The organism is Pseudomonas sp. FP2300 (assembly GCF_030687595.1).
Lineage (GTDB): Bacteria > Pseudomonadota > Gammaproteobacteria > Pseudomonadales > Pseudomonadaceae > Aquipseudomonas > Aquipseudomonas bijieensis.
In genome coordinates this window covers 5,712,395-5,729,052 of record NZ_CP117440.1, presented here as the reverse complement: position 1 = coordinate 5,729,052, position 16,658 = coordinate 5,712,395, and the positions used below count along the sequence as shown (strand labels likewise).

16 protein-coding genes are annotated in these 16,658 nt (G+C 61.5%); 8 read left to right on the top strand and 8 right to left on the bottom strand.

From position 1 onward, the window contains the following. Nucleotides 1–331 precede the first annotated feature (331 nt). Nucleotides 332–565 (bottom strand): hypothetical protein, encoded by a 234-nt coding sequence (locus PSH86_RS25440; RefSeq protein ID WP_109754893.1) that lies wholly within the window; start codon nt 563–565, stop codon nt 332–334. Between the two features lie 184 nt (nt 566–749). On the opposite strand from PSH86_RS25440, the gene PSH86_RS25435 reads away from it, so the two are divergent. Continuing rightward, complete coding sequence (locus tag PSH86_RS25435) at nt 750–1,334, top strand: YajG family lipoprotein (RefSeq protein ID WP_003205489.1); 585 nt, start codon at nt 750–752, stop codon at nt 1,332–1,334. Nucleotides 1,335–1,467: 133 nt separating this feature from the next. Here the strand turns inward: PSH86_RS25435 and PSH86_RS25430 are convergent, their stop codons facing one another. Further along, entirely contained in the window at nt 1,468–1,674 is a 207-nt protein-coding gene (locus tag PSH86_RS25430) for a hypothetical protein (protein ID WP_047735959.1), read from the bottom strand. 340 nt (nt 1,675–2,014) lie between these two features. On the opposite strand from PSH86_RS25430, the gene PSH86_RS25425 reads away from it, so the two are divergent. Further along, a complete protein-coding gene (locus PSH86_RS25425; RefSeq protein WP_109754892.1) occupies nt 2,015–2,296 on the top strand; it encodes a hypothetical protein in 282 nt (93 codons plus the stop codon). Nucleotides 2,297–2,595: 299 nt separating this feature from the next. Here PSH86_RS25425 and PSH86_RS25420 read toward each other — a convergent pair whose 3' ends face one another. Beyond that, on the bottom strand, nt 2,596–3,762 hold the full coding sequence (locus PSH86_RS25420; protein ID WP_109754891.1) for a 1-acyl-sn-glycerol-3-phosphate acyltransferase: 1,167 nt from the start codon (nt 3,760–3,762) through the stop codon (nt 2,596–2,598). Between the two features lie 138 nt (nt 3,763–3,900). On the opposite strand from PSH86_RS25420, the gene PSH86_RS25415 reads away from it, so the two are divergent. Genes PSH86_RS25415 through PSH86_RS25405 form a run of 3 tightly spaced genes read left to right on the top strand, consistent with a single transcriptional unit; the run spans nt 3,901 to nt 5,015 of the window. Then, nucleotides 3,901–4,083, top strand: a complete 183-nt coding sequence (locus PSH86_RS25415) for a CPXCG motif-containing cysteine-rich protein (RefSeq protein ID WP_109754890.1) — start codon at nt 3,901–3,903, stop codon at nt 4,081–4,083. Between the two features lie 11 nt (nt 4,084–4,094). Beyond that, a complete protein-coding gene (locus PSH86_RS25410; RefSeq protein ID WP_109754941.1) occupies nt 4,095–4,355 on the top strand; it encodes a putative signal transducing protein in 261 nt (86 codons plus the stop codon). A 36-nt stretch (nt 4,356–4,391) separates the two neighbouring features. Then, nucleotides 4,392–5,015, top strand: a complete 624-nt coding sequence (locus PSH86_RS25405; RefSeq protein ID WP_109754889.1) for an SOS response-associated peptidase — start codon at nt 4,392–4,394, stop codon at nt 5,013–5,015. A 196-nt stretch (nt 5,016–5,211) separates the two neighbouring features. Here PSH86_RS25405 and PSH86_RS25400 read toward each other — a convergent pair whose 3' ends face one another. From PSH86_RS25400 to algW, 3 genes are all read right to left on the bottom strand, one after another. Beyond that, nucleotides 5,212–5,931, bottom strand: a complete 720-nt coding sequence (locus PSH86_RS25400) for a DUF4198 domain-containing protein (protein WP_109754888.1) — start codon at nt 5,929–5,931, stop codon at nt 5,212–5,214. Between the two features lie 13 nt (nt 5,932–5,944). Continuing rightward, nucleotides 5,945–8,050, bottom strand: a complete 2,106-nt coding sequence (locus PSH86_RS25395) for a TonB-dependent siderophore receptor (RefSeq protein ID WP_305485706.1) — start codon at nt 8,048–8,050, stop codon at nt 5,945–5,947. A gap of 252 nt (nt 8,051–8,302) precedes the next feature. Beyond that, a complete protein-coding gene (algW, locus tag PSH86_RS25390) occupies nt 8,303–9,463 on the bottom strand; it encodes a Do family serine endopeptidase AlgW (protein WP_109754886.1) in 1,161 nt (386 codons plus the stop codon). Between the two features lie 104 nt (nt 9,464–9,567). On the opposite strand from algW, the gene PSH86_RS25385 reads away from it, so the two are divergent. The 3 genes from PSH86_RS25385 (at nt 9,568) to cysN (ending at nt 13,422) form a co-directional block, all read left to right on the top strand. Then, on the top strand, nt 9,568–10,326 hold the full coding sequence (locus tag PSH86_RS25385) for a Nif3-like dinuclear metal center hexameric protein (protein ID WP_109754885.1): 759 nt from the start codon (nt 9,568–9,570) through the stop codon (nt 10,324–10,326). 270 nt (nt 10,327–10,596) lie between these two features. Beyond that, nucleotides 10,597–11,514 (top strand): sulfate adenylyltransferase subunit CysD, encoded by a 918-nt coding sequence (cysD, locus tag PSH86_RS25380; protein WP_003178041.1) that lies wholly within the window; start codon nt 10,597–10,599, stop codon nt 11,512–11,514. A gap of 9 nt (nt 11,515–11,523) precedes the next feature. Beyond that, entirely contained in the window at nt 11,524–13,422 is a 1,899-nt protein-coding gene (gene cysN / locus PSH86_RS25375; protein WP_109754883.1) for a sulfate adenylyltransferase subunit CysN, read from the top strand. 177 nt (nt 13,423–13,599) lie between these two features. Here the strand turns inward: cysN and PSH86_RS25370 are convergent, their stop codons facing one another. After that, the gene (locus tag PSH86_RS25370) at nt 13,600–14,508 is read right to left on the bottom strand and encodes an acyltransferase (RefSeq protein ID WP_163856736.1); all 909 of its coding nucleotides are present in this window, start codon (nt 14,506–14,508) and stop codon (nt 13,600–13,602) included. Continuing rightward, a complete protein-coding gene (pta, locus tag PSH86_RS25365; protein ID WP_109754881.1) occupies nt 14,509–16,608 on the bottom strand; it encodes a phosphate acetyltransferase in 2,100 nt (699 codons plus the stop codon). Between the last annotated feature and the right edge of the window lie 50 nt (nt 16,609–16,658).

Sequence of the window (16,658 nt, the reverse complement as noted above, 5' to 3'; positions counted from 1 at the left end):
TCAAAAAAGGGCTGTCCCAGCCTGGCACTGCGCCCGGTTTGGTCGCCCCCATGTAGTACATGACAGGCAAAACGGGCAGACAGCTCAGTGACCGAGCGTAATGACAGCTCTGCAGATTCGCGAAAAGTGGGGATTTGCCTGAAGAACAGCAAGCGCGCCAGCTTCACTCGATCTGTGTGGGCGGCTCTCTGTGGGCGTTGCGGGGTGCCAATACCAGCGCATCAGCGGTGTTGCGAGGCCCGATCAGGAGACGTCCTTATAATCGGGGGGAGATTGTATCGAAGAAACGCAGGGAAATGGTCGTGTTTAATGACTTTTATTAGCCGTCTGGTCAGATGGTCAACAGCTGTCGGTTGCGTGGGCGAGCACTAAGCGGTTGCACACGGGCGCTGGCGGGCAATGGCTGGTGCAACCAGTTGAGACGAATCTCGTCGATTTCCACCCAGCCTTCGCCCATGGGTTGCAGGCTGCATTGCTTGAATGCCTGGCAACGGCCATTGCGATCGAGCAGGGCGAAGCTGCGGTGATGTGGGCGTGGGGTGAACAGGGAAATAAGGAAGCGCATGATCGAATACCGGGTCAGGGAGCTTGGGATAAGCCTGACAGCGGGCCATGACATGCCGGTGTAAGGACCGTGACAATGGGGTGACAGGAACCGGCAGCCACGGCCCGTGTCAGACATCTGGTTCACGGCGATGGCGCACCGCTATACTGCCGGCTTGTTTGTGCCCGATTCTGGAGAGAAGAGCATGTTGCAACGCCTGTTGTTCGGTTTGATCGCTGTGACCAGTCTGACCCTCGTCGGCTGCGCCCACAGCCCGCAACAACTTAACCCGGAGCCCAAGCTCAACGCCCAGTTGGCGCCTGTGGGTCGTGGCCAACCGGTGGTGGTGCGGGTCGTGGACGGTCGTCCGTCGCCGACGCTCGGCACCCGTGGCGGGTTGTATCCGGAAACCAGCGTGATCACGGTGCAGGGCGCGCAGATCCTGCCCAAGCTGCAGGCCCAGGCTGAAGCCGCGGTGCGTTTGCTCGGTTTCACGCCGACTGCCAATGCCTTGAATGCCCCGCAACTGACCGTGACCCTGGCCGAGCTCAAGTACCAGTCGCCCAAGGAAGGCATGTACGTGACCGAAGCCACCATCGGCGCGACCTTCCGCTCCGACGTGCAGAACGCCAACCGCCGCTACAGTGGTCGTTACGGTGCTTCCCTGGACCAGCGCTTCGGCATGGCACCTAACCAGGACACCAACACCAAGCTGGTCAGCGACGTCTTGAGCGATGCCCTGACCCGGCTGTTCAAGGACCCGACCATTGGCCAGGTGCTGGCAGAGTAAGTAATACGTCCGATAACCCCTGTGGGAGCGAGCCTGCTCGCGATAGCGGAGTGTCAGCCACTTTAGTATTGACTGATCCACCGCCATCGCGGGCAAGCCTTGCTCCCACAGGGGTTTTTTATGGGTGATATCCTCAGGCTGCCTGGGAATACAGCTCCAGCACACTGATCCCGGTCAGCAGGTCGGTCTCTGGAAGGTCGGCATGTTGATGGCCGCCGAGGGCGCAATACACCAGCCAATGTCGGTCCTGCACGTTGAAGGACAGGCTGTCGACGAGGTTCTGTTGTTCGTCGCTCGGGCTGATGAGATAGAGGCGATCCTGGTTTTCAGCGTGCAGCATGACGGGTTCCGGGCAAGTTTGAAGGGCGACAGAGTGGCCTAATCAGATGACGAAACCGTGACGCAAAGAATTATGATGGATTGAACCTTTCTCTTGTGGCGAGGGGATTTATCCCCGTTCGAGTGCGCAGCACTCGCAAGCTCTTGGGCGCTGCAGAAATCCTGGGGCCGCTTCGCAGCCCAGCGGGGATAAATCCCCTCGCCACAAAATCACTTGGTCATCACCGCAGGGGATCGTTACTGGTCGGAAAAAACGGCGCAGGGCGGCAGGCTTTCGGTAGAATCCGCGCCCTGTTCGTAGGCCCGGATGTGTCCTGTCCGTTTTTCGCTTGAGGTTCGTGATGTCGTCGCATCTGCTTTCGTTGTTCGCCGCCCACCCCGCCAAACTGATCAACCTGCTGGCGTTGCTGTTTGCCTGCCCGGGTGGTTGGGTGTTGCATGCCACGCGTCGCCGTGAACAACGGGCGCGGGCCTGCCTTGAAGCGCGCAATCGCGAAGGTAATGAACGATTCGAAGCTCTGCTGGACCTGGCCACCCAGCGGATGAACCGGTTTTTCTACCGGTTTGGCTTTGGCTGCCTGGCGCTGGCGTTGCTGGTGTCGTGGATCAGTACGCAGTTCTGACGAAGCACCTTTCACGGCAATCGAGGATTGCCAGGCAAAAGTGCTTGCAGGGCAAATGAGGATTGCCAGGCAGAAGTGCTTTTGTGGCGAGGGAGCTTGCTCCCGCTGGGCTGCGAAGCAGCCCCCTCGAACGGTCAACCCCAACGCTCTGACTAACCGCAAGCCCGTTTTGCGATTGCTGCGCAATCGAGCGGGAGCAAGCTCCCTCGCCACAGAAGCCACAGAAGCCACAGAAGCCACAGAAGCCACAGAAGCCACAGAAGCCACAGAAGCCACATCAGGCTCTCGCAAGCGTGGCTTTAAAGCGCCAGCCCCGCCTTGACCCGATACTGATTACGCACCGGCGTCGCATATTGCAGCACCAGAAATGGCCGGTGTTCCGGTGGGCAGGCGTCCAGCCGGCGTTGCCATTCCTGTTCGGCCTTGGCCAGCTCTTCGGCGCCAAACACCTCGGCCGCTGTCGGAACCTGCAACTGCGGGTCGGCGTCGGCCCATTGGGCGTAGGCCAGGTAATGCACCGGGAACAGCCGGTAGCCGCCGAGAATCTGCCGGTCCATCTCCTGGGCCAATTGCTTGGTGTCCTCGTAGAACTCGGTGATCGGCGCGGCGAAGTTCACGTGGACCCGGCCCTTGTAGCCGGTGATGCCCTTGGCGATGCTCACGTCGTCCTCGCCTGGCGCCTTGGTGTAGGTGCCGGTGGTGGCGCGGATGTACAACTCGCGGGCCTTGGCCTGGTCGCACGGGTCGTATTCGTAGCTGATCGACACTGGTGTGAGGTTCAGCGACTGGATCACCTCGCCGAACGGCTCGTCCTTGCGGCTCATGTGGAACATCTTGAGGATCGCCGATTCGGTCCGGTCGTCACCGTCCTTGGCCCGCCCTTCGGCCTGGGCGATCCAGATCGAGGCGCAGTCGTTGCGGATCGAATGGTTGATGTACGCCGACAACAATTGGTACGCCGCCATTTTTTCCCGGCGTCCGGTGATGGAGCGGTGCACGATGAAGCTCTTGTTCAGGCGCATCAGGTCGCTGACAAAGGGCTTTTGCAGCAGGTTGTCGCCAATGGCGATGCGCGGCGTCGGCAGGCCGGCGTGGTACACCGCGTAGTTGACGAAGGCCGGGTCCATCACGATATCGCGGTGGTTGGCGATGAACAGGTACGCACTGCCCGACTTGAATTGCTCCACCCCGGTGTAGGTCACGCCATCGGTGGCGCGCTCAATGGTGTGGTCGACGTAGAACTCCACCTTGTCCTGCAACGTGGCGACCGACGTCACACCAGCGAACTCACGGCGCAATCTTTGCGCTATAAGGGGTTTGAGCATCCAGCCGAAGGCGCCGGCCAGGCGTGGGAAGCGGAAGTGGGTGAGGATATCTAGAAACGCCTTGTCGCCGAGCAGCCGTGCCAGCACCGCTGGGACTTCACTGTCGTCGTAAGGTCGGATGGCATCGAATTCGCCCATCATGCTCTCTTGTTGGAAACGGCTAGGGTAAGTAAAGGTTCGATCAAAAAACGACGGGGCACGGTCTGGAAGATAAGCCAGACAAAAATAGCCCTGCAAATAGACCGGCGATTATACGCACAAGTCACCTGGGAGACCGCGATGCTGGAAACCGCTCTGTATGAATGTCCGTATTGTGGCGAGGAAGTGGAGACTTCGGTGGATCTGTCCGGTGGCGATCAGACCTATATCGAGGACTGTCAGGTCTGTTGTCGCCCGATAACTTTTGTACTGCAGGTCCACGGTGAAGAGTGGCATCTCGAGGTCTTTAGCGAAAACGAGTGATGGGGGCGTCCATGCGACGAATCTATGAGCTGGAAAATCTGATGGAAGGCGAGTTGCTCCAAGGCATGCTCGCCAGCGAAGGCATCACGGCGCACCTGGTGGGGCGTGATCTGCTGGGCGGTGCCGGGGAACTGCCGATGCACGGGCTGTTGGGGCTGGCGGTGGAGGACGATCAGGCGCAATACGCCCGGGAGTTGATCGCCGAGTACAATGCCGCGCTGCCATTGCCCGGCGATGAACCGGACAGTTACCCCGGCACGCTGGTCTGCTAGGCTGGCGGCCGTTTGATCAAGAGTCGTGTTGCCCCCATGTGTGGACGTTATGCCCTGTTTCGCTGGAACCCCGCCTTTGCGGCCCTGCCCGGTTTTCCCGCCGATCAGAAGGCCCAATGGAATATTTCGCCCAACGATTCGGTGCTGATGCTGCGGGCCGGCGCCGATGGCCAGCGCGAACTGGCCCGAGCGCGCTGGGGCTTGACGCCACCGTGGCTGACCGACCTGTCCCGCACCCCGGCCCATGCGCGGGCCGAAACCGTGGCCGAGCAGCCGATGTTCCGTGAGGCCTTGCGCCTGCGCCGCTGCCTGCTGCCGGCCAATGGTTTCTATGAATGGCGTGGCGGCACGCGCAAGCGTCCGTACTGGCTGACACCGGGGGAGGGTTCGTCGTTGTTCTTTGCCGCGATCTGGGAGGCGTATCCGGTGCAGGAGCAGGTGTGGCTGAGCACGGCGGTCATCACCCAACCGGCGGCGGGTCAACGTCGGCCATTGATCCTGGACGAAGAAGGCCAGCGCCTGTGGCTCGATCCCGCAACCCCGCTGCATGCCTTGCAAGGGCTGCTGGCCAGCGAACCGGCGCCACTACGCGAGCGAGTGCTGGCCAACATGGTCAATGATCCGAAGCTCAACGGGCCGGAGTGCTTGACCCCGGCTTGAGTTTTGCGGCGATTGTACTGGCCTCATCGCGAGCAGGCTCGCTCCCACAGTGGATTGCTGGTGTACTCAAATTTCCCTTATATCCGCGATCTCTGTGGGAGCGAGCCTGCTCGCGATGGCGTCGTGTCAGTCAACCTCAATGCTGGCTGATCTGTCGTCATCGCGAGCAGGCTCGCTCCCACAATAGATTCGGGGGTTACTCGTGATGCGGTTCACCGAGGAAGGTCAACGAGGTGAATACGCCGCGCGTGGCCACGTCCTTGTCGTCCTTGAGCGCAATTTCCATCTGCGCCGCGATCACGTTCAAGCCTTCGTTGCGCACCAACACCTTGGCCCGGCCTTCCGCGTCAGTTTCCGTCGATACGGTGTTTGGCGCGCTGCGGTAGTCGCCCACCAGCTTCACCCCGGCCGCCGGTTTGCCATCCAGCAGCACCCGTACCGGCAATGACTGGCCCGGCCCGACGGTCAGCGGGTCGACTTCCGGCAGGATCACGAACTTGATCGGTGCAAGCGCCGGCAGTTTTGCCCCCGGCTCATAGATCGCCAGGCTGTACTTGAACGTGTGGGTCGATTCAATCGCTCCGGGCACTTTGCTGCGGCCTTCGTTGATCCACTTCTTGTCGGCGGTCTGCGACCACATGCCGTTGTCCAGCGCCACCGCCAGCACGGCCGGCGGCTTGAGCGGTTGCAGGCGGGCGTGGTCCGGCAGGCGCTCCACGGTGACGGGGATCATCTTGCCGCCCAGGTCATAGGCCCAGGCGCCGCTGACTTTTCGCGCTTTGAAGGCATTGTCTTCGGCACCGTGACCGTAGACCACTTCGATGTTGCCGCGCCGCTGTTCGGTCCACAGGCCATGGGCCGAGGCCTGTGTGGCCAGGAGCAGGCCGAGCAGGGCGAAGGTCTTGGGGTGTTTCATGTCGATTTTCCTTTTATAGCGCGAGGGTGAGACTGACAGTGAAGTTGCGCGGCTCGCCGGGGGTGACCCAGTAGTTGCTGTAGGAGCGCTCGTAGTATTTTTCGTCGAAGACGTTGTTCAGGTTCAGGCCCACGGTGACGTCATCGCTGGCCTTGTAATGGGCCAGCAGGTCGACTGTGTGGTAGGCCGGCAGTTCGAAATCCTTGCCGGCCTCGCCCGAGCGATCCCCAACGTAAGTGAATGCCGCACCGACGTCCGAGCCGCGCAGGTGGCCGTCCTGGAATTCGTAGACCCCCAGCACGCTGCCGCTGTGTTTGGCGACGCCGAGGATCCGGCTGCCGGTGGGAATCTGCTGGTCGCCCTTGGTCACTTCGGCATCGATGTAGGCGAAGGCGCCGATCACCCGTACGGCATCGGTCACTTGCCCGGTGAATTGCAGGTCGATGCCTTGGCTGCGAGCCTTGCCCACGGCCCGGCTGAAGTCGGTCCCGGCGACCGGGCTCAGGACGTTTTCCTTCTCTATATGGAACGCCGCCAGGGTGGTGCTCAGGCGGTCGTCGAACAATTCGCTCTTGATTCCCACTTCATAGCCGACGCCTTCCTCGGGATTGAAAGATTTGCCGTCGGCATCCAGACCGTTATTGGGCTTGAATGAAGTGGAGGCGTTGGCGAACAGACCCACCTGGGGCGTCAGTTGATACAGCAGGCCGGCTCGTTGCGTCAGGGCGTCGTGGCGCTGGCGGCTGGTGCGATCACGGGTGTGGTCGTCGATGCTCTGCTCGAAATGCTCGTAGCGCACGCCGAGCAGGCCCCGCAGTTTGTCGGTGAAGACGATCTGGTCCTGCAGGTTCAGCGCGCGGCTTTGCACATGTTCGAAGAAGTCTGTGCCGGTACGAGCACCATTGGGTTTCGGCTGGTCGTAGATCGGCTGGTAGATGTCGATGGGGTAGGTGCCGCCGCCGATGGTGGTCACGCGCTCGTTCTTGCGGTAGTCCTCATATTCGCTGCCGATCAGCAGTTCGTGCTGCCACGGGCCGAGGTCGAACAGGCCACGCAATTCCAGTTGGGTGATGCTGTCGTGCCAATTGTTGTCACGCTCGCGATAGCGGCGGTTCACCGTATGGCCGTCGGCGTTCAGCGGGCGCGCTTCGGAGGCGAAACCCCAGAGTTCACCCTGTTTGTAATGGCTGGCCAGGCGCAGTTGCCAGGTGTCGTTGAGCTGATGTTCGAGGGCGGCCTGGAGCATGTTGTTGTGATTGTCGATATCGCCGTCGTTGGGTTCGCCTAGAAAGGTCGAGCGGGAAACGCCGCTCCAGCGATTGTCCGGGGCGACGATGCCGCGGTCGAAGGTTGAGCTGTGGCGCACGATTTCGCTTTCCACCAGCAACCGCGTGTCGGGGTTCAACTGCCAACTGATGGAAGGGGCGACGAAGACGCGCTTGCTGTCGACGTGATCGCGAAAGCTGTGATTGTCCTCGACCGCCAGGTTGACCCGCGACAACAAGTGGCCTTCGGTATCCAGTGGCGTGTTGACGTCCAGCGCGGTGCGATAGCGATCCCAACTGCCGGCGCTGGTCTGCAGGGTGGTGAAGGCTTCAGGCTGGGGTTTCTTGGTGACGATGTTTACCGTGCCACCCGGGTCGCCTCGCCCATACAGGCTGGCGGCGGGGCCCTTGAGCACTTCGATGCGTTCGATGTTGGCCGCGTCCGGGGTGCTTGGGTAGCCGCGGTTGGCGCTGAAACCATCCTTGTAGAACTCCGACGTCGTGAAGCCGCGCACGCTGTATTCGTAGAGCGTCAGGCCACCGAAGTTGTTTTGTTTCGACACGCCGCCGGCATATTCCAATGCCCGTTCGACGTTGGTGCTGCCCAGGTCCTTGAGCACGCTTGCGGGAATCACGCTGATCGATTGCGGGATGTCGCGCAGGGCCGTATCGGTTTTGGTGGCACTGGCGGAGCGGGTGGCGCGGTAGCCCGTCACGGGGCCGGTGGGCGATTCGTACTCGGATGTGACGCTGATGGCGTCCAGTTCCACGGGCTGGGTTTCTTCGGCGTAGGCGGGATCGCCGAGCAGACCCAGGGCGAGGCTGGCAACGGAAATCCGTTTCAGGGATGACATGTTATGTTGTTCCAAATTTTAGTATTGAAACAATATAACACTACTAATGAGAATTTATGCTATTCCTGATTTTCAGAAAAAGTAGCGGCAGACGCTGTTTTCGTGGCGAGGGAGCTTGCTCCCGCAGGGCTGCGAAGCAGCCCCAACAGGATTGATGCGATCAGTCTGGGTTTTTGCGGTGGCAGGTTCAGGGCTGCTGTGCAGCCCAGCGGGAGCAAGCTCCCTCGCCACGGGGATGGGGGCTGTTGCGGCTTACTGCTCTTCCTTGACCGCCGCTGGTGCGGGCGGTGGGCGCAGGCCGATTTCAGCGGTGAGCTTGAGCTCCTTGCCGTTGCGCATGACCTGGATGGTCACCTTGTCGGTGGGCTTGATCCGCGCCACCTGGTTCATCGAGCGGCGGCCATCGCCGGCCGGTTCGCCATCGATGCTCAGGATCACATCGCCCAACTGCAGGCCGGCCTTCTGCGCCGGGCCGTCGCGGAAAATCCCCGCCACCACGATACCGGGCCGCCCGGACAAACCGAAGGACTCCGCCAGTTCCTGGGTCAGCGGCTGGACTTCAATCCCCAGCCAGCCGCGAATCACCTGGCCGTGTTCGATGATGGACTTCATCACCTCCATCGCCAGCTTCACCGGAATGGCGAAGCCGATGCCCTGGCTGCCACCGGACTTGGAGAAGATCGCCGTGTTGATCCCGGTAAGGTTGCCGTTGGCATCCACCAGCGCACCGCCGGAGTTGCCGGGGTTGATCGCGGCGTCGGTCTGGATGAAATCCTCGTAGTTGTTCAGGCCCAACTGGTTGCGTCCGGTGGCGCTGATGATGCCCATGGTCACGGTCTGGCCAACGCCGAACGGGTTGCCGATGGCCAGGGTCACGTCGCCGATGCGGATGCTGTCGGAGCGGCCGATGGTAATGGCCGGCAGGTTCTTGAGGTCGATCTTCAGCACCGCGAGATCGGTTTCCGGGTCGCTGCCGATCACCCGGGCCAGGGTCTCACGACCGTCCTTGAGGGCCACCACGATCTGATCGGCACCGCTGGTGACGTGGTTGTTGGTCAAGATATAACCTTCCGGGCTCATGATTACGCCCGACCCCAGGCTCGACTCCATGCGCTTCTGCTTGGGCGAGTTGTCGCCGAAGAAACGCCGGAATTGCGGGTCTTCGAACAGCGGATGGCTGGGTTTGTTGATGACCTTGGTGGTGTACAGGTTCACCACGGCCGGCGCGGCGGTGGTCACGGCATCGGCGTAGGACACCGGCCCCTGTTGCACCGCCTTGCTTTGCGGCGCCTGCTGCAAGTTGACGTCGAGGCTCGGCAGCCCGACCCATTCCGGGTAGCGCTGGATAATCAGTAGAGCGACAAGCACGCCGGCCAACAGCGGCCAGCCGGAAAAACGCAGCGCCTTGAGCATTAAGCACGTCCTACAAAGGTTGCAGGCGGTATGAGACCGCCCATAATGTCGCGCATTATACGAGGCCGCGCGCGCCTCTGAACGGGATATTTAGGAGTCTTTTCATGGCCGTAGCCCTGAGCACCCTGGTCGAAGAAGCGGACCGTTACCTGGCGAGCAGCCGGATTGCCGATTACTGCCCCAATGGCCTGCAGGTCGAAGGCGCGCCCCAGGTGATGCGCATTGTCAGTGGCGTCACCGCCAGCCAGGCTTTGCTCGACGCTGCAGTCGAGGCCGAGGCCGACCTGGTGCTGGTGCATCACGGTTATTTCTGGAAGGGCGAGAACCCCTGTGTCACCGGCATGAAACAACGTCGCCTGAAAACGTTGCTCAAGCATGACATCAGCCTGCTGGCTTATCACTTGCCGTTGGACCTGCACCCCGAGGTGGGCAATAACGTGCAACTGGCCCGTCAGTTGGACATCACCGTCGAGGGACCGCTGGATCCGGACAACCCCAAGATTGTCGGCCTGGTCGGTTCCCTGTCCGAACCGATGACGGCGCGGGACTTTGCGCGCAAGGTCCAGGAAACCATGGGGCGCGAGCCCTTGCTGATCGAAGGCGAGCAGATGATCCGCCGGGTCGGCTGGTGCACCGGCGGCGGCCAGGGCTATATCGACCAGGCCGTGCTGGCAGGCGTCGACCTGTACCTCAGCGGCGAGGCCTCGGAGCAGACATTCCACAGTGCGCGGGAAAACGGCATCAGCTTCATCGCCGCCGGGCACCATGCGACTGAGCGCTATGGTGTGCAGGCGCTGGGCGATTACCTGGCGCGCCGCTTTGCCCTGGAACATATCTTCATCGATTGTCCGAATCCCATCTGACTAACGCTGAACTGAATGTGGAAGCGGGCCTGTGGGAGCAAAGCTTGCTCGCGATAGCGGCGTTGCATGTGCCGACGTCATCGCGAGCAAGCTTTGCTCCCACAGAGTTCACTGGCTCCCACAGAGGGCATTGCAATACCCGAACCACCAGGCATATCCATATGCTGTTTCGATCTAGTTGGCGCCCTGATTAGAAGAGGTCGCTGTGCTAGGATTCCCCGCTCGAACACGGCCCGCTGGCCGTTCATAAGAAAGTTTTCGTGAGTAGCCATGGTCGACAAACTGACGCATCTGAAACAGCTGGAGGCGGAAAGCATCCACATCATCCGCGAGGTGGCCGCCGAGTTCGATAACCCGGTGATGCTGTACTCCATCGGTAAAGACTCCGCCGTGATGCTGCACCTGGCACGCAAGGCGTTCTTCCCCGGCAAGCTGCCGTTTCCGGTGATGCACGTCGACACCCGCTGGAAATTCCAGGAAATGTACAAGTTCCGCGATCGCATGGTCGAGGAGCTGGGCCTGGACCTGATCACTCACGTGAACCCGGATGGCGTGGCCCAGGGCATCAACCCGTTCACCCACGGCAGTGCCAAGCACACCGACATCATGAAGACCGAAGGCCTCAAGCAGGCCTTGGACAAATATGGTTTCGACGCCGCGTTCGGCGGTGCCCGTCGCGATGAAGAGAAATCCCGTGCCAAGGAGCGCGTGTACTCGTTCCGCGACAGCAAGCACCGCTGGGACCCGAAGAACCAGCGTCCGGAGCTGTGGAACGTCTACAACGGCAAGGTCAACAAGGGCGAGTCGATCCGCGTGTTCCCGTTGTCGAACTGGACCGAGCTGGACATCTGGCAGTACATCTACCTCGAAGGCATCCCGATCGTGCCGCTGTACTTCGCCGCCGAGCGTGAAGTGATCGAGAAGAACGGCACGCTGATCATGATCGACGACGAGCGCATCCTTGAGCACCTGTCCGACGAAGACAAGGCCCGCATCGTCAAGAAGAAAGTGCGTTTCCGTACCCTTGGCTGCTACCCGTTGACGGGCGCGGTGGAGTCCGAGGCCGAAAGCCTGACGGACATCATCCAGGAAATGCTCCTGACGCGAACTTCCGAGCGCCAGGGCCGGGTCATCGACCACGATGGCGCAGGCTCGATGGAAGATAAAAAACGTCAAGGTTATTTCTAAGGGGCTGTCATGTCGCATCAATCTGATTTGATCAGCGAGGACATCCTCGCCTACCTGGGCCAGCACGAGCGTAAAGAGCTGCTGCGCTTTTTGACCTGCGGTAACGTCGACGACGGCAAGAGCACCCTGATCGGGCGCCTGCTGCACGACTCCAAGATGATCTACGAAGATCACCTGGAAGCCATCACCCGCGATTCGAAGAAAGTCGGCACCACCGGTGACGACATCGACCTGGCATTGCTGGTCGATGGCCTGCAGGCCGAGCGCGAGCAAGGCATCACCATCGACGTTGCGTACCGTTACTTCTCCACCGCCAAGCGCAAATTCATCATCGCCGATACGCCCGGCCATGAGCAGTACACCCGCAACATGGCCACCGGTGCTTCCACCTGTGACCTGGCGATCATCCTGGTAGACGCCCGCTACGGCGTGCAGACCCAGACCCGTCGCCACAGCTTCATTGCCTCGTTGCTGGGCATCAAGCACATCGTCGTGGCCATCAACAAGATGGACCTCAAGGACTTCGACCAGGGTGTGTTCGAGTCGATCAAGGCTGACTACCTGAAGTTCGCCGAAGGCTTGAAGATGAAGCCCACCAGCATGCACTTCGTGCCGATGTCTGCCCTCAAGGGTGACAACGTGGTGAACAAGTCCGAGCGCTCGCCGTGGTACACCGGCCAGTCGCTGATGGAAATCCTCGAGACCGTGGAAGTGGCGGGTGACCGTAACTTCACCGACCTGCGCTTCCCGGTGCAGTACGTCAACCGTCCGAACCTGAACTTCCGCGGCTTCGCCGGCACCCTCGCCAGCGGCATCGTGCACAAGGGTGACGAAGTGGTGGTGCTGCCGTCGGGCAAGAGCAGCCGCGTGAAGTCCATCGTCACCTTCGAAGGCGAGTTGGAGCACGCCGGTCCTGGTCAAGCGGTGACGCTGACCATGGAAGACGAGATCGACATCTCCCGTGGCGACCTGCTGGTGCATGCCGACAACGTGCCGCCGGTGACCGACAGCTTCGAAGCGATGCTGGTGTGGATGGCCGAAGAACCGATGCTGCCGGGCAAGAAATACGACATCAAGCGCGCCACCAGCTACGTGCCGGGCTCGATTGCCAGCATCGTCAACAAGGTTGACGTGAACACCCTGGAAGAGGGACCGGCCAGCGCGTTGCAGCTCAACGAAATCGGCAAGGTGAAGATCGCCCTCGATGCACCGATCGCCCTGGACGGTTACGAGAGCAACCGCACCACCGGCGCGTTCATCGTCATCGATCGTCTGACCAACGGCACGGTCGGCGCCGGCATGATCGTCGCCCAGCCGCTGGCCCATGGCAGCAGCACGCACCACGGCAAACTGGCTCATGTGTCGGTTGAAGAACGCGCCCAGCGCTTCGGCCAGCAACCGGCCACGGTCTTGTTCAGTGGCCTGTCGGGCGCCGGCAAGAGCACGCTGGCCTATGCGGTGGAACGCAAGTTGTTCGACCTGGGCCGTGCAGTCTTCGTCCTCGATGGCCAGAATCTGCGCCATGACTTGAACAAAGGCCTGCCGCAGGACCGTGCCGGGCGCACCGAGAACTGGCGTCGTGCGGCCCACGTTGCCCGTCAGTTCAACGAGGCCGGCTTGCTGACCCTCGCTGCGTTCGTTGCGCCGAATGCCGAAGGGCGTGAGCAGGCCAAGGACCTGATCGGTCGGGAGCGTTTGCTGACGGTCTATGTCCAGGCCTCGCCAGCGGTCTGCGCCCAGCGTGATCCGCAAGGGCTGTACGCCGCTGCTGGTGACAACATCCCGGGCGAATCCTTCCCGTATGACGTGCCGCTGGATGCCGACCTGGTGATCGACACCCAGTCGCTGACGCTGGAAGAAAGCGTCAAGCAGGTGCTGGATCTGCTGCGCAAGCGTGGAGCGATCTAACCAACGCGGCAGTCAATAAAAAGCCCGCAGGTGAGCAATCATCTGCGGGCTTTTCATTTATCTGGAGCCAACTCGGTTAACTGTGGGAGCGAGCCTGCTCGCGATAGCGGTGGGTCAGTCTCCATTTATCCACGCTGAGACACCGCAATCGCGAGCAGGCTCGCTCCCACAAGGGATTCAGTGGCGGTTCGGATACTCGCGATGCATCTGCGCAAGCAGCGCATCCTTGTCCTGCCACAACTGGTTGATCCAGCCCTGGAACTCCAGGCGGTACACACCGTCCTGATCGTAGTTCTTGCCAATGAACTGCGGCGGGATCTTCAGTTCCTGGAAATGCACCACCACCTCTTCCACGTTGCCGCAGAGCAAATCCCAATACCCTGGACGACCGCTCGGATAATGGATCGTCACGTTGATGATCGACTCCAGTTGCTCACCCATGGCGTCGAGTACAAACGCGATGCCGCCGGCCTTGGGCTTGAGCAGGTAGCGAAACGGTGACTGCTGCTGGGCATGTTTGCCTTCGGTGAAGCGCGTGCCTTCGACGAAGTTGAAGATGCCCACCGGATTGTCGCGAAACTTCGCGCAGGTCTTGCGGGTGGTTTCCAGGTCCTTGCCCTTCTTTTCCGGATGTTTTTCCAGGTACGCCTTGGAATAGCGCTTCATGAACGGGAACCCCAGCGCCCACCAGGCCAGGCCGATCACCGGCACCCAGATCAGCTCCTGCTTGAGGAAAAACTTCAATGGCCGGATGCGCCGGTTCAGCACGTACTGCAACACCATGATGTCGACCCAGCTCTGGTGGTTGCTGGTGACCAGGTATGAGTGCTGGTAGTCCAGCCCTTCCAGGCCGCTGAGGTGCCAGCGGGTGCGGCGTAGCAGGTTCATCCAGGCCTTGTTGTTGCTGATCCAGGTTTCGTGGATGTGGCCCATCAACCAGTCGGTGCAGCGCTGGGCAGCGGGGAAGGGCAGTAGCAGTTTGAAAATCGCCACGATGAACAACGGCGTGCAGCAGGCGATGGTATTGAGCGCCAACAGCAGCGAGGCAATCACGCCCCGCAGTGGGACAGGCAGGAAATCCAGCATTTAAATATCCAGGGGGCGGTTGGCGGCTTGGATCGCAGTCAGGGCGATGGTGTATACGATGTCGTCGACCTGGGCGCCACGCGGCAAGTCGTTCACCGGTTTGCGCAGGCCTTGCAGCATCGGCCCGAGGCTGACGCAATCGGCGCTGCGTTGCACGGCCTTGTGGGTGGTGTTGCCGGTGTTCAGGTCCGGGAAGATGAATACCGTCGCCCGACCGGCCACCTGGCTGTTGGGTGCCAGTTGCCGCGCCACGGTTTCGTTGGCGGCGGCGTCGTATTGCAAGGGGCCGTCGATCAGCAAGCCGTGTTGCGCCTCGTGGGCCAGCAAGGTGGCTTCGCGGACTTTCTCCACTTCCTCGCCACTGGCTGACTCGCCGCTGGAATAGCTGAGCATCGCCACCCGTGGGGTGATGCCGAACGCGGCGGCCGAGTCGGCGCTTTGCAGGGCAATTTCCGCCAGTTCCGCGGCGCTGGGGTGCGGGTTCATCACGCAGTCGCCATACACCAGCACTTCTTCGGGGAACAGCATGAAAAACACCGAAGACACGAGGGAGCAACCCGGCGCGGTCTTGATCAGTTGCAGGGCCGGACGGATGGTGTTGGCAGTGGAGTGGATGACCCCGGACACCAGCCCGTCCACCTCGTCCAGGGCCAGCATCATGGTGCCGATCACCACGGTATCTTCCAACTGCTGCTCGGCCATCGGTGCGTTCAGGCTTTTGCTTTTGCGCAACCTCACCATCGGTTCCACGTAACGCTCGCGAATCGAATCGGGGTCGAGAATCTCCAGCCCTGGCGGCAACTCGATGCCTTGGGCACGGGCCACCGCCTCGACGTCGGCCGGTTTGGCCAGCAACACGCAGCGGGCAATGCCCCGGGCCTGGCAAATGGCGGCGGCCTGGACGGTCAACGGTTCGCTGCCTTCGGGCAGCACGATGCGCTTGTTGGCAGCCTGGGCGCGCTGGATCAGTTGATAGCGGAACACGGCCGGCGACAGACGCATTTCCCGTGGCGTGCCGCAGCGCTGGTGCAGCCAGTTGGCGTCCAGGTGGCTGGCGACAAAATCGGTGATGATCTCCGCACGTTCGCGGTCATCGATAGGAATTTCCTTGTTCAGTCCGTTGAGCAGGTTGGCGGTGTCATAGGAGCCGGTGCTCACCGACAGCACCGGCAGCCCGGCCTGCAAGGCGCCTCGGCACAGGTCCATGATGCGTGGGTCGGGCAGGGTATCGCTGGTCAGCAGCAAGCCGGCCAGCGGCACACCGTTGAGCGCTGCCAGGCTCACCGCGAGGATGATGTCGTCGCGATCGCCGGGAGTCACCACCAGCACGCCGGGCTTGAGCAGCTCCACGGTGTTGCGCATGGTGCGCGCGCAAATGATGATGTTGCTCATGCGCCGGGTTTCGTAGTCGCCGGCATTGAGCACCTGGGCGCCCATCAGGTCGGCCACGTCGCGGGTGCGCGGGGCGTTGAGTTCAGGGCGAAACGGGATGCAACCGAGCAGGCGGAAATCGCCGCTGCGCAACAGCGGCGAGTGCTCCTTGAGGCGTGCGGAAAACGCCTCCATGCTTTCGTCGGCGCGGACCTTGTTCAGGATCACCCCGAGGACTTTCGGATCTTTCGGCCCACCGAACAGTTGCGCCTGCAATTCCACCCGGCCGGACAGCTCGGCCAGCACTTCGTTTTCTGGCGCCGACACCAGGATGACTTCGGCGTCCAGGCTCTTGGCCAGGTGCAGGTTGACCCGGGCGGCGTAGCTGGCGCTGCGGGTCGGGACCATGCCTTCGACCACCAGCACGTCTTTGCCGATGGCGGCCTGTTGGTAAAGGGTGATGATTTCTTCCAGCAACTCATCGAGCTGGCCGTCGCCGAGCATGCGCTCGACATGCGCCAGGCCCAGGGGCTGTGGCGGCTTGAGGCCGTGGGTACGGGCCACCAGTTCAGTGGAGCGCTCCGGCCCGGTATCACCGGGGTGAGGCTGGGCAATGGGTTTGAAAAAGCCGACTTTCAGCCCGGCTCGTTCGAGGGTACGCACCAGCCCGAGGCTGATGGAGGTCAGACCCACACCAAAATCGGTGGGCGCGATAAAAAAAGTTTGCATGCGGATTCTCTAAAGGTGCATGGCAAGGGCGAGGCTATAACTGCCGTCTA